General features: G+C 37.3%; 20 protein-coding genes. 19 read left to right on the top strand and 1 reads right to left on the bottom strand.

The genetic code is table 11. The features are described 5' to 3' along the window. Position 1: 1 nt before the first annotated feature. From ACYFX0_RS03870 to spoVM, 6 genes are all read left to right on the top strand, one after another. A complete protein-coding gene (locus ACYFX0_RS03870; protein WP_000648709.1) occupies positions 2-754 on the top strand; it encodes a Stp1/IreP family PP2C-type Ser/Thr phosphatase in 753 nt (250 codons plus the stop codon). A gap of 8 nt (positions 755-762) precedes the next feature. After that, on the top strand, positions 763-2,736 hold the full coding sequence (pknB, locus tag ACYFX0_RS03865) for a Stk1 family PASTA domain-containing Ser/Thr kinase (RefSeq protein WP_000904750.1): 1,974 nt from the start codon (positions 763-765) through the stop codon (positions 2,734-2,736). A gap of 247 nt (positions 2,737-2,983) precedes the next feature. Then, positions 2,984-3,865 carry a ribosome small subunit-dependent GTPase A gene (rsgA, locus tag ACYFX0_RS03860; RefSeq protein WP_001113932.1) on the top strand — a complete coding sequence of 294 codons (882 nt, stop codon included), beginning with the start codon at positions 2,984-2,986 and terminating at the stop codon, positions 3,863-3,865. Between the two features lie 2 nt (positions 3,866-3,867). Continuing rightward, on the top strand, positions 3,868-4,512 hold the full coding sequence (rpe, locus tag ACYFX0_RS03855) for a ribulose-phosphate 3-epimerase (protein WP_000589970.1): 645 nt from the start codon (positions 3,868-3,870) through the stop codon (positions 4,510-4,512). A 69-nt stretch (positions 4,513-4,581) separates the two neighbouring features. Continuing rightward, complete coding sequence (locus ACYFX0_RS03850) at positions 4,582-5,262, top strand: thiamine diphosphokinase (protein WP_000752665.1); 681 nt, start codon at positions 4,582-4,584, stop codon at positions 5,260-5,262. Between the two features lie 66 nt (positions 5,263-5,328). Continuing rightward, positions 5,329-5,409 (top strand): stage V sporulation protein SpoVM, encoded by an 81-nt coding sequence (spoVM, locus tag ACYFX0_RS03845; RefSeq protein WP_001213599.1) that lies wholly within the window; start codon positions 5,329-5,331, stop codon positions 5,407-5,409. Between the two features lie 72 nt (positions 5,410-5,481). Here the strand turns inward: spoVM and rpmB are convergent, their stop codons facing one another. Beyond that, positions 5,482-5,670, bottom strand: coding sequence for a 50S ribosomal protein L28 (gene rpmB, locus ACYFX0_RS03840; protein WP_000124776.1), 189 nt, complete (start codon positions 5,668-5,670; stop codon positions 5,482-5,484). Between the two features lie 376 nt (positions 5,671-6,046). Here rpmB and ACYFX0_RS03835 point away from each other — a divergent pair, with 376 nt between their 5' ends. From ACYFX0_RS03835 to ffh, 13 genes are all read left to right on the top strand, one after another. Next, positions 6,047-6,409 carry an Asp23/Gls24 family envelope stress response protein gene (locus ACYFX0_RS03835; RefSeq protein WP_000021109.1) on the top strand — a complete coding sequence of 121 codons (363 nt, stop codon included), beginning with the start codon at positions 6,047-6,049 and terminating at the stop codon, positions 6,407-6,409. A 22-nt stretch (positions 6,410-6,431) separates the two neighbouring features. After that, positions 6,432-8,108, top strand: a complete 1,677-nt coding sequence (locus tag ACYFX0_RS03830) for a DAK2 domain-containing protein (protein ID WP_460269906.1) — start codon at positions 6,432-6,434, stop codon at positions 8,106-8,108. A gap of 290 nt (positions 8,109-8,398) precedes the next feature. After that, a complete protein-coding gene (recG, locus tag ACYFX0_RS03825; RefSeq protein ID WP_001000822.1) occupies positions 8,399-10,447 on the top strand; it encodes an ATP-dependent DNA helicase RecG in 2,049 nt (682 codons plus the stop codon). An 87-nt stretch (positions 10,448-10,534) separates the two neighbouring features. Then, positions 10,535-11,128 (top strand): transcription factor FapR, encoded by a 594-nt coding sequence (gene fapR, locus ACYFX0_RS03820; RefSeq protein ID WP_000747349.1) that lies wholly within the window; start codon positions 10,535-10,537, stop codon positions 11,126-11,128. Further along, the gene (plsX, locus tag ACYFX0_RS03815) at positions 11,125-12,117 is read left to right on the top strand and encodes a phosphate acyltransferase PlsX (RefSeq protein ID WP_000684100.1); all 993 of its coding nucleotides are present in this window, start codon (positions 11,125-11,127) and stop codon (positions 12,115-12,117) included. Before fapR ends, plsX begins: the two co-directional genes overlap by 4 nt. A 14-nt stretch (positions 12,118-12,131) precedes the next feature. Then, positions 12,132-13,076: an ACP S-malonyltransferase gene (gene fabD / locus ACYFX0_RS03810; protein ID WP_000515908.1), complete on the top strand. Its 945-nt coding sequence runs from the start codon at positions 12,132-12,134 to the stop codon at positions 13,074-13,076. Further along, positions 13,076-13,816 (top strand): 3-oxoacyl-[acyl-carrier-protein] reductase, encoded by a 741-nt coding sequence (fabG, locus tag ACYFX0_RS03805; RefSeq protein WP_460269904.1) that lies wholly within the window; start codon positions 13,076-13,078, stop codon positions 13,814-13,816. Before fabD ends, fabG begins: the two co-directional genes overlap by 1 nt. 69 nt (positions 13,817-13,885) lie before the next feature. Further along, positions 13,886-14,119 carry an acyl carrier protein gene (acpP, locus tag ACYFX0_RS03800; protein WP_000786062.1) on the top strand — a complete coding sequence of 78 codons (234 nt, stop codon included), beginning with the start codon at positions 13,886-13,888 and terminating at the stop codon, positions 14,117-14,119. Positions 14,120-14,177: 58 nt separating this feature from the next. Beyond that, complete coding sequence (rncS, locus tag ACYFX0_RS03795; RefSeq protein ID WP_001146875.1) at positions 14,178-14,915, top strand: ribonuclease III; 738 nt, start codon at positions 14,178-14,180, stop codon at positions 14,913-14,915. Between the two features lie 147 nt (positions 14,916-15,062). Next, positions 15,063-18,632 (top strand): chromosome segregation protein SMC, encoded by a 3,570-nt coding sequence (gene smc, locus ACYFX0_RS03790; RefSeq protein ID WP_106103218.1) that lies wholly within the window; start codon positions 15,063-15,065, stop codon positions 18,630-18,632. 15 nt (positions 18,633-18,647) lie between these two features. After that, a complete protein-coding gene (ftsY, locus tag ACYFX0_RS03785) occupies positions 18,648-19,637 on the top strand; it encodes a signal recognition particle-docking protein FtsY (protein WP_000007640.1) in 990 nt (329 codons plus the stop codon). A 132-nt stretch (positions 19,638-19,769) separates the two neighbouring features. Next, positions 19,770-20,102 carry a putative DNA-binding protein gene (locus ACYFX0_RS03780; RefSeq protein ID WP_000891062.1) on the top strand — a complete coding sequence of 111 codons (333 nt, stop codon included), beginning with the start codon at positions 19,770-19,772 and terminating at the stop codon, positions 20,100-20,102. A gap of 12 nt (positions 20,103-20,114) precedes the next feature. Then, a complete protein-coding gene (ffh, locus tag ACYFX0_RS03775; protein WP_000863460.1) occupies positions 20,115-21,464 on the top strand; it encodes a signal recognition particle protein in 1,350 nt (449 codons plus the stop codon). Positions 21,465-21,560 lie beyond the last annotated feature (96 nt).

Below are 21,560 nucleotides of genomic sequence, written 5' to 3'. Positions count from 1 at the left end.
GATGAAAGCCGTATTTCTATCGGATAAAGGAAAAGTTCGTCAACATAATGAAGATAGTGCAGGAGTTTTTCACAATTTAGATGGAAATGTTTTAGCGGTAGTAGCAGATGGAATGGGAGGTCATCGAGCTGGTGATGTAGCTAGCTCGATGGCCATTCAATTATTCCATGATTATTGGAAGCAAACGCATAATATGAATGAACCGAAAAAAGTAGAACAATGGTTACATACTAGTGTTGGGATTATTAATGAGCGCATATATGAATACGCTCAGCAAAATGTAGAATGTAATGGTATGGGAACAACGCTTATAATAGCTGTTTGTACAACAAGTTTTGTGACGATAGGGCATATAGGAGATAGTCGTTGCTATATGGTATCAGAAGGAGAAATGACGCTTGTAACGGAAGATCATTCGCTTGTAAATGAGCTTGTGAGACATGGTGAAATTTCAAAGGAAGATGCAGAGTATCATCCGAAAAAGAATGTGTTATTAAGAGCGCTAGGAACAGAAGAAAAAGTTGGATTAGATGTTAAAACGTTGGTGCTTGAGGAAGATGATCAATTACTTCTTTGCTCTGATGGGTTATCAAACAAAGTTTCTATTGATGATATGCAACAAATTTTACAGTTAAATGAACAGCTTGAAGGTAAAGGGCAGCGTCTCATTCAATTGGCGAATGATCGCGGTGGAGAAGATAATATCACACTTGTTCTTATTGATTATGCGGGTTCGACAAACGAAAGTAGGTGAAGTGCAACGTGCTGATTGGAAAACGCTTAAATGACCGTTATAAGCTGCTGAAAATGATTGGTGGTGGCGGAATGGCCAATGTATATTTAGCTCATGATGATATACTTGGCCGAGATGTAGCGGTAAAAATATTAAGACTCGACTACTCAAATAACGAAGAGTTTATTAAACGTTTCCATCGAGAAGCGCAGTCTGTTACAACGTTGTCGCATCCAAATATTGTGAATATGTATGATGTCGGAGAAGAAGATGGTATATATTATCTTGTCATGGAATATGTACCCGGGCAAACATTGAAGCAATACATAATTGAGCGAGGTATGTTACCTATAGGAGAAGCTCTTGATATTATGGAGCAGTTAACATCCGCCATGGCACACGCCCATCATTTTGAAATTGTGCATCGTGATATAAAGCCGCACAATATTTTAATTCGAGCTGATGGAATAATAAAAGTAACAGATTTTGGAATTGCGACAGCTACAAGTGCAACAACAATTACACATACAAATTCAGTACTGGGTTCAGTCCATTATTTATCACCAGAACAGGCACGTGGCGGGATAGCAAATAAACAATCGGATATTTATTCTCTTGGAATAGTTATGTTTGAATTGTTAACAGGAAGACAACCGTTTTCTGGCGAATCTGCTGTTGCTATAGCTTTAAAACATTTACAAAGTGAAATCCCATCACCAAAAAGATGGAATGAAAATATTCCGCAAAGTGTTGAAAATATTATATTAAAGGCAACTGCAAAAGATCCTTTCCATCGATATCAATCTGCCAATGCGATGAAGCGAGATATTGAAACTGCGCTATATCCAGAGAGGATAAATGAGCAACCATTTTACATACCAGAAGATATGGAAGCGACGAAAGCGATTCCGATTATTCAACAAGAACAATTATTTGAAAATGTAAGTGATGAAACGATTGTTTTAAAAGGGAGTAAGGTGGAAGAACCGATAAGAGCAGAAGCAGCTGAGTTAGATAAGAAGAAAAAACGGAGTAACAAGTGGCTTAAAGTTTTAATTTCAACATTTTTATTTTTAGCAATAGGAATAACATTAGCGCTTACGGTTATTCCAGGATTATTTATTCCGAAAGATGTGAAAGTTCCTGATGTGGCTGGTATGAAATACACGACAGCTGTAAATACGTTAGTAGAAAAGGGCTTTGAGGTGACGGAGCCTAATATTGTATATACAGATGATGTTGAAGTTGGGGATGTAATAAAAACGGAACCTGTAGCAGGAAGAGTCGTAAAAGAAAACGCTAAAATTACTATCTATCAATCAGGTGGAAAAAAGAAAAGTAAGATGGCGAATTTCACAGGGCAAAACTTTGAGAGTGTAAAAGCTGAGTTAGAAGAAAAATATAAACAAGTTACAGTAAATTATATTGAAAATGATAAGCCGAAAGGTGAAATTGTAGAGCAAATTCCGACGCCTGATCAAATGGTTATAGAAGCGGAGCAAGAACTGAAAATCTGGGTAAGTAAAGGTCCTTATCAAATTAGACCAGGTGACTTTTCGGGGTGGACTGAAAATAGTGTAACTGGTTATTTGAATGAGAGAAAACTAACGTCAGATATAAAACGAGAGTACTCAGATTCAGTCGAAAAAGGACTTGTAATTTCGCAATTTCCAAAACCAGGTACACCATTAAAAGAGGGAGATAAAGTAACTATTATTATCTCTGATGGTCAAAAGCCTAAAGTGACTAAAACGGTAAAAGTGGACAATATCTCTATCCCATATGAGCCTGCTGTAACAGGTGAAAAAAAGCCGCAAACAATAGAAATTTATAAAGAAGACATGCAGCAAAAAATGGATAGACCGGTTGAAACGAGAACAATTACTGAATCAGCGACTATTTCTTTAGAATTTGTAATTCAAGAAGGTTCAAAGGGACACTATAAAATTGTACGAGATGGAGTAACGATTATTGATAAAGAAGTACCATATCCAACTCAATAATAGTGAAAGTCTACTTATTATTATTGCCTGTTATGCTGTCTACAAAGTGGACGGTATAGCAGGCAAAAATATATGATTCAAAAAGCTAGTAAAGTGATGCAGCTGTAAATATTTTTTTGCATTTAATGGAAGATTTAATGTATATTAGCGAAAGTATATATGGTAGGTTTTGAAATCGTTATTTGGAAAATTTAAATCCATTCATTTTTAAATTCAGCATCACCTTATACAAAAAAAGGAGAATTCTATGCCAGAAGGAAAAATTATAAAAGCTTTAAGTGGGTTTTATTACGTGCAGCATGAAGAAGGGGTTACGCAATGTCGTGGGCGAGGTGTATTTAGAAAAAATAAAATTACACCACTTGTAGGAGACCAAGTTGTTTTTCAGGCAGATAATCCAACTGAAGGTTATGTGCTTGAAGTGTTTGATCGAAAAAATGAACTTGTTAGACCTCCTATTGCTAATGTCGATCAAGCGATCCTCGTGTTCTCTGCAGTAGAACCAGATTTTAATCCTGGACTGTTAGATCGATTTTTAGTGCTGATTGAATATCATAACATTAAGCCAATTATTTGTATTAGCAAGATGGATTTAGTAGATGAAAAGATGAAAGCAACTGTTGAAGCTTATGCGAATGATTATCGTGAGATGGGTTATGATGTTTTATTTACTTCTATTAATACGTCAGAAAGTATTGATATATTAAAACCATACTTAGAAAATTGTGTTTCTGTTGTTGCGGGTCAATCTGGTGTTGGGAAATCTTCAATGCTTAATGTGCTACGTCCAGAATTAGAGCTGAAAACAAATGATATTTCCTCCCATTTAGGACGCGGGAAGCATACGACAAGACACGTAGAATTAATTGCAATTGGGAGTGGACTAGTAGCAGATACACCGGGTTTTAGTTCACTAGATTTCATTGATATAGAAGTAGAAGATCTTACATATTGTTTTCCAGAGTTGAAAGAAGCGAGCCAATACTGTAAATTTAGAGGGTGTACACATCTTTCTGAACCGAAATGTGCTGTGAAAGCTGCGGTTGAAGAAGGGAAGATTACAGAATATCGCTATAAGAACTATAAACAATTCGTAGAAGAAATTAGAGAGAGAAAGCCGAGGTATTAGTTATGATTAAAATTGCACCATCGATTTTATCAGCAGATTTTTCAAAATTAGGGGAAGAGATTAAAGATGTAGAAAAGGGCGGAGCGGATTACATTCACGTTGACGTAATGGATGGACATTTCGTACCAAATATTACGATTGGACCATTAATTGTAGAAGCTATCCGTCCAATTACATCATTACCATTAGATGTACATTTAATGATTGAAAATCCTGATAACTATATCCCGACTTTCGCACAAGCGGGAGCGGATATTATTACTGTTCACGCAGAGGCGTGTCCACATCTGCATCGTACAATTCAGTTAATTAAATCTCACGGTATTAAAGCGGGCGTTGTATTAAATCCACATACGCCAGTTTCAGTGATTGAGCATGTATTAGAAGATATAGATATGGTATTACTTATGACAGTAAACCCTGGATTTGGTGGACAGAAGTTTATCCATTCTGTATTACCGAAAATTAAACAAGTTGCAGACATGGTGAAAGAGCGCAATCTAGAAGTAGAAATTGAAGTTGATGGTGGTGTAAATGCTGAAACAGCAAGACTTTGTGTGGAAGCAGGAGCAAATGTACTTGTAGCTGGATCAGCAGTATACAATCAAAAAGACCGCGGTGAAGCAATTCGCGTAATTCGTGGGTAGTGATGAACTTTTATCCTAGTAAGGTATTCATAGGATAGGGTAAAAATATGTAAAAAGGCAATCTACCGAATGGCAGATTGCCTTTTTACAATGGAAGGGGAAGAAAAAATGATTATTCATATTTTGGCAGGAGGACCTTCGGAATATTGCGCAGATTTTGCTCGATATGAGAATGAGGAAGTAGTGTGGGCTGCGGTTGATAGGGGAGTATACCGTCTATTAAAGAAAGGGATTACCCCGGCTGTTGCGTTTGGAGATTACGATTCAGTTACTGAAGAAGAATTAGTATGGATGGGACAGCAAACGAACGAATTACATATTGTTCCGCGGGAAAAAGATCAAACGGATTTAGAAATTGCAATCAACTGGGCATTAGGACAGAAGCCGGCACTAATTCGTATTTTTGGTGCTACCGGTGGAAGACTTGATCACGGTTTGGCAAATATACAAATGCTTTTAAAAGGGTTAGAAGTAGAGATAGAAATGTGTATTGTGGACAATAAAAATGAAATAACAGTTAAAAAAGTGGGTACACATATAATTGAAGAAAATAAAAATTTTCCTTATGTATCTTTTGTACCAGTTACTGAAATAGTGGAAGGGATTACATTGTTTGGTTTTAAGTACCCTCTTACTAATAAAACAATAGAGTGGGGATCAACACTTTGTATTAGTAACGAACTCGTTGAGGAAAAAGGTACTTTTTCATTTACTTCTGGCATATTAATGTTGATAAGAAGCACTGATTGAAGAAACAATTTTGCTCCTTACATCATATAGTGACCAAGTGGAGTAATGGGGATTAGGAGGGAAACCATGAGATTTTATACAATTAAGTTACCTAAATTTCTTGGTGGAATTGTTCGTGCAATGTTAAATACCTTCAAAAAAGATTAAAAAAGCACCTATCACCGGTGCTTTTTCCATTGTTATAGTAAAAAAAGAGCCTATCGGCTCTTTTTTTTATTATTAAACACGTTCGATTTTGCCAGATTTTAATGCTCTAGCAGAAACGTAAACACGTTGAACTTTTCCGTCGATGCGTACGCGAACTTTTTGAAGGTTAGCGCCCCACTTACGTTTTGTAGCGTTCATTGCGTGAGAACGAGAGTTACCAGAACGAGCTTTTCTTCCAGTAATAGCACAAACACGAGCCATTTATATTTCCCTCCCTTGATACCTTACCATACGTAATTTTTCAATGTTAGTCTTTTATGCGATGCTAAAAACACTACTATAATTTAACACAACTAAAAAGAGAATGCAACACCGTAGAAAAAAGAAATCAAGAAAATTTACTTGACACTATATGTCAATGAAGAAAAGTTAAAATCCATAAAAATTGCTTGACATATTATAGTGGTACATGTTGTATAATAAAAATGGACTATTTTGCTCATCATAAAAAAGTGTAATTTAAAACATAAAATATGAGAGTGAAAAGAAAGAACGATGGAATTTTCTTTAAAAAGATTATATGATAGTAACTAAAGTAGTCTAGCTCACTTTCACCATTTATGAAGGGGGAAACGAGATGTCAATTGAAATTAAAACGAAGTACGGTCAAATTGATATTAGTACAGATGTAATTGCAACAATTGCTGGAGGTGCCGCGGTAGATTGCTACGGTATCGTAGGTATGGCATCAAAAAATCAGTTAAAAGATGGATTAACAGACATTTTACGAAAAGAAAACTTCACTAGAGGTGTTATTGTTCGTAAAGATGAAGATGAAGTACATATTGATATGTATATTATTGTGAGCTATGGTACGAAAATTTCAGAAGTGGCACATAATGTGCAGACGAAAGTGAAATATACATTAGATCAAACTGTAGGACTAGCAGTAGATTCTGTAAACATCTACGTACAAGGAGTTAAAGTAATAAACTTGTAATGTGCATTAAGGAGGAAAATCTGTGTCAATTCAAAAAATTGATGGAAAACGTTTATCACAAATGATCATGCAAGGAGCGAATAATTTAACAAATAATGTTCAGCTTGTTGATGCATTAAACGTATTTCCAGTTCCAGATGGCGATACCGGTACAAACATGAACTTATCTATGACTTCAGGTGCGCGTGAAGTGAAAGCAAATCCTTCACAGCATGCTGGTAAAGTCGGCGTAAGTTTAGCCAAAGGATTATTAATGGGAGCTCGTGGTAACTCTGGAGTTATTCTATCTCAGTTGTTCCGTGGTTTCTCTAAATCCATTGAACAAAAAGAAGAATTAACAACAGTTGATTTTGCTGCAGCACTAGAAGCTGGAGTAGAGGCGGCTTATAAAGCGGTTATGAAACCGATTGAAGGAACGATTTTAACGGTTGCAAGAGAAACGGGTAAATATGCAGTAACAGTTGCGAAAAAACAGCGCGACTTTGTTTTGTTTATGGAAGACGTTGTGAAAGAAGCAAACGCATCGTTAAATCGTACGCCAGATTTATTACCTGTATTAAAACAAGTTGGCGTTGTAGATAGCGGTGGTAAAGGTCTTGTAGTGGTATACGAAGGATTTTTAGCTGACTTAAAAGGAGAAACGATTTCTTCTGATGCACCGACGCAAACATCTATGAATGAGATGGTACGCGCAGAACATCACCGTAGTGTACAAAGCCAATTGAGTACAGAAGATATTAAGTATGGATATTGTACGGAGTTCATGGTGAAATTAGAGGCTGAAAAGGTGAAAGAGCATAATTTCTCTGAACAAAAATTCCGTGAAGATATTAGTGTATATGGTGATTCTCTACTAGTTGTGTCTGATGATGAAATTGTAAAAGTTCATATCCACGCAGAACATCCTGGAGACGCTATGAACTACGGGCAAAAATACGGTAGTTTAATTAAGATTAAAGTAGAAAATATGCGTGAACAGCATACTGCTTTATTAGATGAACCTGCTATGGTTCCTGAACAACCAGCTCAATCGAAAGAAAAACAACCATATGGTATCGTAACTGTGGCAATGGGGTCTGGTATTAAAACTTTATTTGAGAGCATCGGCGCAACGAAAGTTATCGAAGGTGGTCAAACGATGAATCCAAGTACGGAGGATATCGTGAAGGCAATTGAAGAAGCAAATGCTGAAAAAATCATTATTTTACCGAATAACGGAAATATTGTAATGGCAGCAGAACAAGCGGCATCAGTTGTAGATCAAGAAGTTATTGTTGTTCGTTCGAAAACAGTTCCTCAAGGTATGGCAGCAATGTTAGCATTTAACCCAGTTGGAACGTTAGAAGAGAATGAAGAAAACATGCAAGAAGCTTTATCTCATGTGAAAACAGGTCAAATTACGTATGCTGTACGTGATACGGAAATTGATGGTGTAGCAATTCAAAAAGATGACTTCATGTGTATTGCAGATGGAAAAATTGTATCTACAAATGCTGAAAAATTAGGAGCTGCGAAGCAATTACTAGAAGCGCTTATTGATGAAGATTCTGAAATCGTAACGATTCTACAAGGTGAAGATGCAACTGACGAAGAAGTAGCGGAGTTAGTTGAATTTGTAGAAGAGAAATTTGAAGATGCAGAAGTAGAAGTGCATGCTGGAAACCAACCAGTGTATTCTTTCATCTTCTCTGTAGAATAAGATAAGATTCGTTTTGAAAATAAATGGATTACTTACTTGCTAATGGATAAGAAGTAGTAATATGAAGTTTATTACTAGTTTTTATTCAAAAGGCTAGCATATTGAAGAGAGAAAAGAGCCTTGCTGCTAATAGTGAGGCTCTTTTTTACTTGTTTTATATAAGGGATTTGAGTAGTTTCTCTTAGAATGCCTATGATAGAATATATAAGGTGAAAGAGAGCGATTACAGATGCTAATTGGTACTCAAATAAAATGCAATAAAGAAAATAATGTGACGGGGTGTGAGAATCTTGAATGATGTTGTACAAGTTCCTGTTACGGATGTAAAGGGGATCGGAGGAGAAACATCTGAGTTACTACATGAGATGGGGATTTATACAGTTTCTCATCTATTAGAACATTTTCCGTACCGTTATGAAGATTATGCGATGAAAGATCTTGCTGAAGTAAAGCATGATGAACGTGTAACGGTTGAAGGGAAGGTTCATAGTGCTCCTTTGCTGCAATATTATGGTAAGAAGAAATCGCGTCTAACAGTTCGTGTTCTCGTCGGTCGTTATTTAATTACGGCGGTATGTTTTAATAGGCCTTACTATAAGCAAAAATTAACGTTAGATGAAACGGTAACGATTACTGGTAAATGGGATCAACATCGTCAAACAATTGCTGTATCAGAACTTCATTTTGGGCCAGTTGTACGTCAACAAGAAGTGGAGCCAGTTTACTCAGTAAAGGGGAAACTTACAGTAAAACAGATGCGTCGTTTTATTGCTCAAGCGTTAAAGGAATATGGAGATTCTATAGTCGAAGTGTTACCGGATGGTTTGTTAGGCCGGTATAAATTATTACCAAGATATGAAGCACTTAAGGCTTTGCATTTTCCGGTAGGACAGGAGGATTTAAAGCAAGCGCGTCGCCGTTTTGTATATGAGGAATTTTTCTTATTTCAGCTGAAAATGCAAACGCTGAGGAAAATGGAGAGGGAAAATTCAAAAGGGACGAAGAAAGAGATTCCGTCAGTAGAATTACAAGAATTTATCGATGCACTGCCGTTTCCGTTAACGGGTGCGCAGCGCCGAGTTGTAGATGAAATTTTAAAAGATATGACATCTCCTTATCGGATGAACCGACTATTACAAGGTGACGTTGGTTCTGGGAAAACAGTTGTTGCTGCGATTGGCCTTTATGCATCGAAATTAGCTCATTATCAAGGTGCTTTAATGGTTCCTACAGAAATTTTAGCTGAGCAACATTATCAGTCGCTTGCTGAAACGTTTTCGCATTTTGGTATGAAGGTGGAACTGCTAACAAGTTCTGTTAAAGGTGCGAGACGACGAGACATTTTAGCGAAGTTAGAACAAGGAGAAATAGATATTCTTGTTGGAACGCACGCTTTAATTCAAGATGAAGTTATATTTCATAGGTTGGGTCTCGTTATTACGGATGAACAGCATCGATTTGGTGTAGCGCAGCGCCGAGTTTTACGGGAGAAAGGTGAAAGTCCAGATGTATTATTTATGACAGCGACACCAATTCCGCGTACGCTTGCAATTACTGCATTTGGAGAGATGGATGTTTCAATAATCGATGAGATGCCAGCAGGGAGAAAGGTGATTGAAACATACTGGGCAAAACATGATATGTTAGATCGCGTCCTCGGTTTTGTTGAGAAGGAGATAAAAAAAGGAAGACAGGCATACGTTATTTGTCCTCTAATTGAAGAATCTGAGAAACTTGATGTGCAAAATGCTATCGACTTACATAGTATGCTGACGCATCATTACCAAGGGAAATGCCAAGTTGGATTGATGCATGGGAGATTATCGTCTCAGGAAAAAGAAGAGATAATGGGACAGTTTAGTGAAAATAAAGTGCAAATTCTTGTATCGACAACAGTTGTTGAGGTTGGTGTGAACGTACCGAATGCGACTGTGATGGTTATTTATGATGCAGAACGTTTCGGTTTATCGCAGCTTCATCAGCTTAGAGGGCGTGTCGGGCGTGGTAGTGAACAATCATATTGTTTATTAATAGCAGACCCTAAATCAGAAACAGGAAAAGAAAGAATGCGCATAATGACTGAAACAAATGATGGATTTGTATTGTCAGAAAAAGATTTAGAATTACGAGGTCCTGGAGATTTCTTTGGGAGTAAGCAAAGTGGCTTACCGGAATTTAAGGTTGCTGACATGGTACACGATTATCGAGCGTTAGAAACAGCAAGGCAAGATGCGGCGATACTAGTAGAGTCAGAAGCATTTTGGCACAATGATCAATACGCTGCCTTGCGTACGTATCTTGATGGGACAGGTGTGTTCCAAGGAGAGAAGCTCGATTAAAGGGAGTCAACAAAAAAATTGTTGCATTCTACTTTCAATGATTATATACTACTGTTAGTACCTAGTCATAAAAATGGATGGTGCGGTATGAAGAAAAGAAGAAGTAAAAAAGAAAGACAAGAATTATTACAACAAACAATCGAATCAAATCCTTTTATTACGGATGAAGATTTAGCGGAAAAATTTCAAGTGAGTATACAAACAGTACGACTGGATCGTATGGAATTGTCTATTCCTGAATTAAGAGAGAGAATTAAACATGTAGCTACAAAGCAACATGAAGAAGATGTGAAATCTTTACCGTTAGAAGAGGTTGTCGGAGAAATTATTGATATTGAATTAGATAGACATGCAATCTCTATCTTTGAAGTAAAGGTAGAACATGTATTTAAAAGAAATCAAATTGCCCGTGGGCATCATCTGTTTGCGCAAGCAAACTCACTAGCTGTTGCGGTTATTGATGAAGAATTAGCTTTAACTGCAAAGTCTACCATTCGATATATTCGCCCTGTAAAATTAGGAGAGCGTGTTGTTGCAAAAGCGCGTGTTGAAGACGTAGAGAATGATAAGGGACGGACGGTTGTCAAAGTGCGTAGCTTCGTTGGAGAAGAACTTGTTTTTACAGGCACTTTTGAAATGTATCGATCTAGTAATTATAGTGAGGAAGGTAACAACTTATGAAAATCGCAATAGATGCAATGGGCGGAGATCACGCTCCAAAGGCTGTAGTATTAGGGGCAATGAAAGCTATTAAGGAATATTCTGATTTACATATTACGTTAGTAGGGAAAGAAGAGGAAATTCGTCAATACTTAACGAGTGATGAACGAATTACTATTCTTCATACAGACGAAAAAATAGAATCGACGGAAGAACCAGTAAGAGCGGTTCGTCGAAAAAAACAAGCTTCAATGGTACTTGCGGCACAGCAAGTAAAGGATGGAGAAGCAGACGCTTGTATATCCGCAGGTAGTACAGGAGCTTTAATGGCAGCTGGATTATTTGTTGTCGGTCGTATGGAAGGAATTGAGCGACCAGCTTTATCGCCTACAATGCCAACTGTAGATGGAAAAGGTTTTGTTATGTTAGATGTTGGAGCAAATGTTGATGCAAAACCAATTCATTTATATCAATATGCAGTAATGGGATCTGTTTATGCTGAGAAGGTAAGAGGAATTGAAAATCCTCGTGTTGGACTATTAAACGTTGGAACAGAGGATGGAAAAGGAAACGAGCTTTCAAAGCAAGTATTTGCAATGCTTAAGGATGCGCCAATTAATTTCGTTGGGAACGTTGAATCGAGAGATTTATTGCAAGGTGTAGCAGATGTTGTTGTATGTGATGGTTTTACAGGGAATGTAGCGTTGAAATCATTAGAAGGAACAGCACTTGCGCTATTCTCTATGTTGAAAGAACAACTAATGAGTTCGTTTACGAGCAAATTAGCAGCGGCGGTATTAAAGCCAAAACTTATGGTATTAAAAGATAAAATGGATTATTCGGAGTATGGGGGAGCTGCATTATTTGGATTGAAAGCACCTGTCATTAAGGCTCACGGTTCTTCTAATGACCAGTCGATATTTAGTGCGATTCGTCAAACGAGAGAAATGGTAGCGAAAGAAGTAATTCCTACAATTTCAAGCGTAATGGAGAAAGAGTCACTCCAATAAGAGGAGGATTTGAAATGGGAAAAATAGCATTTCTTTTTCCGGGCCAAGGTTCACAGGCAGTTGGAATGGGTAAACAATTAGCAGAGAATAATAAAGAGGTTGCAAAAGTGTTTGCAAAAGCAGATGAGGTGTTACAAGATTCACTTTCAGAAGTGATTTTTGAAGGACCGCAGGAAAAGCTTACATTAACAACAAATGCTCAGCCTGCATTATTAACAACGAGTTTTGCTATTTTGACAGCTTTGAAAGAGTATGACATTACACCTAACTTTGTCGCTGGTCATAGTTTAGGTGAATATAGCGCTCTTGTAGCAGCTGGTGCATTAACTTTTGAAGATGCTGTATATGCTGTAAGGAAACGTGGCGAATATATGGAAGAAGCTGTTCCAGACGGGGAAGGTGCGATGGCAGCTATATTAGGTGCTGACCTAGATATGCTGAAACAAGTTACAGAAGAAGTAACAAGTGAAGGATATGCAGTGCAAATCGCTAATATGAATAGTACGAAGCAAATTGTGATTTCTGGAACGAAGCAAGGTGTAGAGGTTGCTTCTCAAAGAGCGAAAGAAAATGGTGCAAAGAGAGCAATTCCACTAAAAGTAAGTGGGCCTTTCCATTCTTCACTTATGAAGCCGGCAGCTGAGAAGTTCCAAAGTGTTTTAAATGAAATTACAATTCATGACACGAATATTCCTGTTATTGCAAATGTTACGGCGGATGTTATTACACGTGGTGCAGACATTCAAGAAAAGTTAATCGAACAGCTTTATTCGCCTGTATTATGGTACCCGTCTATTGAATGTATGGTGCAGCAGGGAGTAGATACATTTATTGAAATTGGACCTGGAAAAGTACTTGCTGGACTTATGAAGTCGATTGATTCATCAGTGAAAGCATATGCGATATATGATGAAGAGACATTAAAAGATACCATTTCAAATTTGAGAGGAGAAAACTGATGTTAAAAGGGAAGGTAGCATTAGTAACTGGCGCTTCACGTGGAATTGGTCGCGCGATTGCGATCGATTTAGCGAAACAAGGGGCAAATGTAGTAGTGAATTATGCAGGTAATGAACAAAAAGCAAATGAAGTAGTAGATAAAATTAAGAAATTAGGTTCTGATGCAATTGCGGTAAGAGCAGATGTTGCAAATGCTGATGATGTTACAAATATGGTGAAACAAACAGTAGATACATTTGGACAAGTTGATATTCTTGTAAATAATGCTGGTGTAACAAAAGATAATTTATTAATGCGTATGAAAGAAGAAGAATGGGATACAGTTATTAATACAAACTTAAAAGGTGTATTCTTATGTACAAAAGCAGTATCTCGCTATATGATGCGTCAACGTCACGGTAGAATTATAAATATCGCTTCGGTTGTTGGTGTTATAGGAAACCCAGGGCAAGCTAATTATGTTGCTGCTAAAGCGGGTGTTATTGGATTAACAAAAACATCTGCAAAAGAGTTAGCAAGTCGAAATATTACAGTGAATGCAATTGCGCCGGGCTTTATTGCGACTGATATGACAGATGTACTAGATGAGAATATTAAAGCAGAAATGTTAAAAGTTATTCCAGCTGCTCAATTTGGTGAAGCGCAAGATATCGCGAATGCTGTAACGTTTTTTGCTTCTGATCAAAGCAAATATGTTACAGGTCAAACGTTAAATGTTGATGGCGGTATGGTAATGTAATAAAAGAATCGATTTCACCTAGTTTTTTTGGTCAATATTTAATATAATATTTGAGGGGAGGTGAATGGAATGGCAGATGTTTTAGAGCGCGTAACAAAAATCATCGTTGATCGTTTAGGAGTAGAAGAGACTGAGGTAGTACCAGCTGCAAGCTTCAAGGAAGATTTAGGAGCAGACTCCCTAGATGTAGTAGAACTTGTAATGCAATTAGAAGATGAATTCGAAATGGAAATTTCTGATGAAGATGCTGAAAAGATTGCTACTGTTGGCGATGCTGTGACTTACATAGAGAGTCATCTATAATGCTTAAGTGAAGTCCCGTTTTTTAGCGGGGCTTTCTGGCTTATATCTGGAGGGACCTATGCCGTACCGAAAATATAGAGAAAAAAAATACGAAACAAAATATCGTGAAGCATTTAAAGTGTTTCAAGAAAAGATAGGTATTACGTTTACAGATGAAAAATTATTGATTCAAGCATTTACGCATTCATCGTATGTGAATGAGCATCGAAAAAAACCGCATGAAGATAACGAGCGTCTTGAATTTCTTGGAGATGCAGTATTGGAACTTACTGTATCGCAGTATCTGTTTCAAAAATATCCGACAATGAGCGAAGGAGAGTTAACAAAACTACGTGCAGCTATTGTATGTGAGCCATCTCTTGTTCGTTTTGCGAACGAATTGTCATTTGGTAGCCTTGTTTTATTAGGAAAAGGTGAAGAAATGACAGGTGGACGTGAACGACCAGCTTTATTAGCGGATGTCTTTGAAGCGTTTATTGGTGCCCTTTATCTTGATCAAGGGTTAGAAACAGTTTGGGAATTCTTAAAAGAAATTGTATATCCGAAAATTAATGAGGGTGCTTTTTCTCATGTGATGGATTATAAGAGTCAGTTACAAGAATTGATTCAGCGTGATGGTAGTGGCAATGTTGAGTATCAAATTTTGCAAGAAAAAGGACCAGCTCACAATCGAGAATTTGTGTCACGTGTTACGTTAAATAACGTAGCTTTAGGTCTTGGTAGTGGTAAGTCGAAAAAAGAAGCAGAGCAACAAGCTGCTGCAGAAGCATTGAAAAAATTAAAAGAACAACTATAAGGAATCCCCCTTTGAATGAGGGGGATTCCTTATGCATAGAATGAAACTTTCTTTTTGTTTGTGAATAAAAGGAAGGGAAATCCGTATGATAGCTCGTTTTTGTATAGATAACAGTTATAGCAACGGAGAATAGGAGGAAGGCCTTTCGTGTTTTTAAAAAGATTAGAAATAGCAGGATTTAAGTCTTTTGCTGAGCGTGTATCTGTTGATTTTGTCCCAGGTGTAACTTCTGTAGTAGGCCCTAATGGAAGCGGGAAAAGTAATATTACTGATGCGATTCGCTGGGTACTTGGTGAACAATCTGCAAAATCATTACGTGGTGCAAAGATGGAGGATATTATTTTTGCAGGCAGTGATACGAGGAGAGCGGTTAATGTTGCTGAAGTAACAATAACTTTAAATAATGAAGATCAACGTTTACCAATTGAATACAATGAGGTGTGTGTAACACGTCGTGTATCTCGTTCAGGTGATAGTGATTTTTATATTAATAAACAATCATGTAGATTGAAAGATATTATCGATTTATTTATGGACTCTGGTATGGGAAGAGAAGCTTTTTCAATTATTAGCCAGGGGAAAGTGGAAGAGATTTTAAGTAGTAAGTCAGAAGAGCGTCGAGGTGTATTTGAAGAAGCGGCAGGCGTACTGAAATACAAACTTCGCAAAAAGAAAGCTGAAGGGAAGTTAGCAGAAACACAAGAAAACTTAAATCGTGTACAAGATATAATTCATGAATTAAGTAGTCAAGTAGAACCTTTAGAAAGACAAGCTTCTATTGCGAAAGATTATCTTGAGAATAAAGAAGAATTAGAGAAAGTAGAAGCTGCGCTTATTGTACATGAAATTGAAGAATTGCATGAGAAATGGGAAGCGCTTCGAAATCAGTTTGGGCATAATAAAGACGAAGAAGCTAAAATGTCAACGGATTTACAAAAAAGTGAAGAAGAGCTTGAGGAATTACGAGGACAATTACAAGCGGTAGATGAGTCTGTAGATTCGTTGCAAGAAGTACTTCTTCTTTCTAGTAAAGAGCTAGAAAAACTAGAAGGACAGCGCGAGTTGTTAAAAGAGAGAAAGCAAAATGCTACGACGCATTGTGCGCAACTTGAGCAGTTAATTGTTGAATTAACAGAGAAAGCTAAAAGTTACGATGGTGAAATTGCGTCAAGTACAGAAGCTTTAATGCAATTTGTGAATGAAGTAAAAGAGTTAGAGCAAAAATTGCATGATAATGAGCAACTGCTTGCTACTTTTGCTGACAATTTAGAGGAACAGATTGAGAATTTAAAAGGTGACTATATTGAACTTTTAAATCAACAAGCTAGTCATCGCAATGAATTATCTATGATTGAAGAACAATCTAAACAGCAAACGTCTAAAAACGAGCGGCTGGATGAAGAGAATGCGAAATATGTAGAAATGCGTATGGAAATTACAGCGAAAAAGACGAAACTTGTAGAAAATTACGAACAAGTGAAAGAAAAAGTAGCTGGCATCCTCTCAAACATACAGAAGACAGAGGCGGCGCTCGGGAAATGTAAGACGCAGTATAGTGAAAATGAAACAAAACTGTATCAAGCATATCAATTTGTGCAACAGGCACGTTCTCGAAAAGAAATGCTTGAAGAGATGCAAGAAGATTATTCTGGCTTCTATCAAGGTGTACGTGAAGTATTGAAAGCTAGAGAAAATAGGTTGCAAGGTATCGAGGGTGCTGTTGCGGAACTGTTAACGGTACCTAAAGAATACGAAGTTGCAATGGAAATCGCTCTAGGTGCAGCGATGCAGCACATTGTTGTACAAACAGAGGAACATGCTCGTAATGCAATTGCATTTTTAAAGCAAAATAAACATGGGCGTGCAACGTTTTTACCGCAAGCTGTTATTAAAAGTAGGTCGTTATCATTTGAGCAATTACGCATTGTAAATCAACACCCATCGTTTGTAGGTGTGGCGGCAGAACTTGTGCAGTACAATAATAAATATGAAAATGTAGTTTCAAATTTATTAGGTACTGTTATTGTTGCGAAAGATTTACGCGGAGCAAATGAGTTGGCGAAACAACTGCAATACCGTTATCGCATTGTAACAATCGAAGGTGACGTAGTGAATCCTGGCGGTTCTATGACTGGTGGAGCGGTAAAACAAGCGAAATCTTCTTTATTAGGACGCCAACGTGAACTGGAAGAGTGGACTCGCAAGTTAACTGATATGGAAGAAAAAACAACGAAGTTAGAAAACTTTGTTAAAGCAGTAAAACAAGAGATTCAAGAAAAAGAAGTGAAAATACGCGAACTAAGGCAAACTGTAGAAGCAGAGCGTGTAGATGAGCAGAAATTAAGAGAAGAGATTAATCGTTTAGAATTAGAAGAACATCGTATTAATGACCGCTTGTCTATTTATGATTTAGAGATTGAAGGTTTTTTACAAGATCGAGTAAAAACACAAGGGCGTAAAGAGGCGTTAGAAGGGATTTTAACGAATCTTCAAGCTGATATCACAGAGTTAGATAGTAAAATTGTAGCTTTAACAAAACAAAAAAGTGAGCAACATTCTTCAAAAGAAAAAGTTCAAAAAGAAATGACTGAGTTAAAAGTGCTGGTAGCTGAAAAGCAACAACGCTTATCTAATCAAAAAGAAAAAGTTGAACGATTTACGAAGGAAAAAGAAGAAACGGATGCGACACTTGTAAAAACGAAAGAGGATTTAGCTTTCTTAAAACAAGAAATGACATCTAATTCAAGTGGTGAAGAGCAAATTACGAATATGATTGAGAAGAAAGCGTATGATCGTAATCAAACTTCAGAATTAATTCGCTCTCGTCGCGAACAACGTGTCTCGTTGCAAGAGAGAGTAGAACATTTAGAGCGTAATTTGAAAGAAACGACAGGTAAACATAAATATATTATTGAAATGTTGAAAGATCAAGAAGTGAAAATAAACCGACTTGATGTAGAGTTGGAAAATAGATTACAACATTTACGTGAAACATATACGATTTCATTTGAAGCGGCAAAACTAAAATATACAATGACAATGCCTGCAGAAGATGCGCGTAAGAAAGTAAAATTAATCAAATTATCCATAGAAGAGTTAGGTACAGTGAACCTAGGGGCAATTGATGAATATGAACGCGTAGCGGAGCGTCATACATTTTTACTAGAGCAGAGAGACGACCTAGAAGAAGCGAAAACGACATTGCACCAGCTTATTACCGAAATGGATGAAGAAATGAAAAAACGCTTTTTTACTACGTTTGAAGGCATTAGAATGGAGTTTCAATCGGTATTCTCTGAGTTATTTGGAGGCGGAAGAGCGGATTTAGTAATGACTAATCCAGGGGATTTACTAAATACGGGTATTGATATTGTAGCACAACCGCCAGGGAAGAAATTGCAGAACTTAGGTTTACTTTCAGGTGGAGAGCGTGCTTTAACGGCAATTGCGCTTTTATTTGGTATTTTAAAAGTGCGCCCAGTACCGTTCTGTGTACTAGATGAGGTAGAGGCCGCCCTTGATGAAGCGAATGTAGCTCGTTTTGCACAGTATTTAAAGAAATTTAGTGATGAGACGCAGTTTATTGTAATTACACATAGAAAAGGTACAATGGAAGAGTCTGATGTGTTGTACGGTGTAACAATGCAAGAATCAGGGGTATCTAAACTTGTTTCGGTTCGTTTAGATGCCGGAGAAGAACTTATTGCAAGTGAATAGGAAGGATGGGAAAGTATGAGTTTTTTTAAAAAACTAAAAGAAAAAATTTCAAAACAAACGGATACAGTTACAGAGAAATTTAAACACGGATTAGAAAAAACTAGAAATTCATTTGCGGATAAAGTGAATGATTTAGTGTATCGTTACCGTAAAGTGGACGAAGATTTCTTCGAAGAGTTAGAAGAAATCTTAATCGGTGCAGACGTTGGCGTCGCAACGGTAATGGAATTAATTGATCAATTGAAAGAAGAAGTACAACGTCGTAACATTCAAGATCCAAAAGAAGTACAAGCTGTTATTTCAGAAAAACTAGTAGGAATTTACAAAGGTGACAGCGATTTTAGTAACGAAATTAATATGCAAGAAGACCAATTAACGGTTGTTTTATTTGTTGGTGTTAACGGTGTAGGAAAAACGACGACAATTGGTAAACTGGCGCATAAGTTTAAATCAGAAGGTAAGTCAGTCTTATTGGCGGCAGGAGACACATTCCGTGCTGGGGCGATTGAACAATTAGAAGTATGGGGCGATCGCGTTGGTGTAGAAGTGATTAAACAAGGATCTGGATCTGATCCAGCGGCGGTTATGTATGACGCTGTACAAGCTGCAAAAGCACGTAAGGTAGATGTATTACTATGTGACACAGCAGGACGCTTGCAAAATAAAGTAAACTTAATGAAAGAGTTAGAGAAGGTGAAGCGTGTAATTGAGCGTGAAGTACCAGGTGCTCCTCATGAAGTATTGCTTGTTATTGATGCAACAACAGGACAAAACGGTTTAAGCCAAGCGAAAACATTCCGTGAAGCAACGAATGTAACAGGTATTGTTTTAACGAAGTTAGATGGAACTGCTAAAGGTGGTATTGTATTAGCGATTCGTAACGAAATTGATGTACCGGTGAAGTTTGTTGGATTAGGAGAGCAAATGGATGACTTGCAGCAGTTTGATCCAGAACAATATGTGTATGGTTTATTTGCGAACTTAGTAGAAACAGAAGAAGCGTAAGCGAAAGAAGCGGTATTTCCGCTTCTTTTTCTATAAAAATATATGATGTTAAGAAAAAAACTTGACACTCTTTTGGACTCCATGTAAACTAACTTATGTAAAGGGAAATCACTTAACAAAGGATGATCCAACATGCTCGAAAAAACAACGAGAATGAACTATTTATTTGATTTTTATCAATCGTTGTTAACGCAAAAACAAAGAAGTTATATGTCGCTTTATTATCTAGATGATTTATCTCTTGGTGAAATTGCGGAAGAATTTGATGTAAGTCGCCAAGCCGTGTATGATAACATTAAACGGACTGAAGCGATGCTTGAAGAATATGAAGAAAAATTAGTATTACTTCAAAAGTTTCAAGAGCGACAGCGACTTGTTGCAAAGCTAAAACAGCTAATCAGCGAAGAAGAGCATGTGAATGAAGAAATGAAACAAGTTGTTGAAGCTATCGAAAAATTAGATTAGGAGGGCGGCAATATGGCATTTGAAGGATTAGCCGACCGACTTCAACAGACAATGCAAAAAATCCGCGGCAAAGGAAAAGTTTCTGAAGCCGATGTGAAAGAAATGATGAGAGAAGTTCGTCTAGCTCTTTTAGAAGCAGATGTTAACTTTAAAGTAGTAAAAGATTTTGTGAAGCGTGTGTCTGAACGTGCTGTCGGACAAGATGTAATGAAAAGTTTGACACCTGGACAACAAGTAATTAAAGTTGTACAGGAAGAACTTACAGAACTTATGGGCGGAGAGCAAAGCAAAATTGCTGTTGCTAATAAGCCACCGACTGTTATTATGATGGTTGGTCTGCAAGGTGCGGGTAAAACAACGACGACAGGTAAGCTTGCGAATTTGCTTCGTAAAAAGCATAATCGTAAACCGATGCTTGTTGCAGCGGATATTTACCGTCCAGCAGCGATTAAACAGCTTGAAACATTAGGGAAGCAATTGGACATGCCTGTATTTTCTTTAGGAGATCAAGTAAGTCCTGTTGAAATTGCGAAACAAGCGATTGCAAAAGCAAAAGAAGATCATCATGATTATGTTTTAATCGATACAGCGGGTCGCCTGCATATTGATGAAGAACTAATGGATGAATTAGCGAAAGTTAAAGAAGTTGCGAAACCGGATGAAATTTTCCTTGTTGTCGATGCGATGACGGGACAAGACGCGGTAAATGTTGCACAAAGTTTCCATGAACAGTTAGGTTTAACAGGTGTTGTATTAACGAAATTAGATGGTGATACCCGCGGTGGTGCTGCATTATCTATTAAGGCTGTAACAAACACACCGATTAAATTTGCTGGTATGGGTGAAAAACTAGATGCAATTGAAGCGTTCCATCCAGAGCGTATGGCATCCCGTATTTTAGGGATGGGCGATGTCTTAACATTGATTGAAAAAGCGCAAGCTACAGTTGATGAAGAGAAAGCAAAAGAACTTGAGCAAAAAATGCGTACGCTTTCGTTTACGCTTGACGATTTCCTAGAACAACTTGGACAAGTGCGTCAACTTGGACCGCTTGATGAATTGTTAGGAATGCTTCCTGGTGCAAATAAAATTAAAGGGCTGAAAAATGCGCAAGTTGATGAAAAACAAATTGGGCATATTGAGGCAATTATTCGTTCTATGACTAAATTAGAACGAGAACAACCGGAAATAATCAATGCTAGTCGCAAAAAGCGCATTGCCAAAGGTAGCGGTACAACTGTACAAGAAATCAATCGTCTAATTAAGCAATTCGATGACATGAAAAAAATGATGAAGACGATGACGGGAATGCAAAAAGGCAAGAAAAAAGGACTAGGTGGATTGAAGTTTCCATTCATGTAAGGAAAAAAAGATGGCTCTGTTAAGAAAAAATACTTTACAAAGCAATAGTCTTTTTGCTAATATAATTATCTGTGTGAAATAAATTCGGAGGTGCTT

Source organism: Bacillus sp. NEAU-Y102, assembly GCF_054788175.1.
Note: the sequence above shows the minus strand (reverse complement) of the source record. Positions and strands in the feature narration are given on the sequence as shown.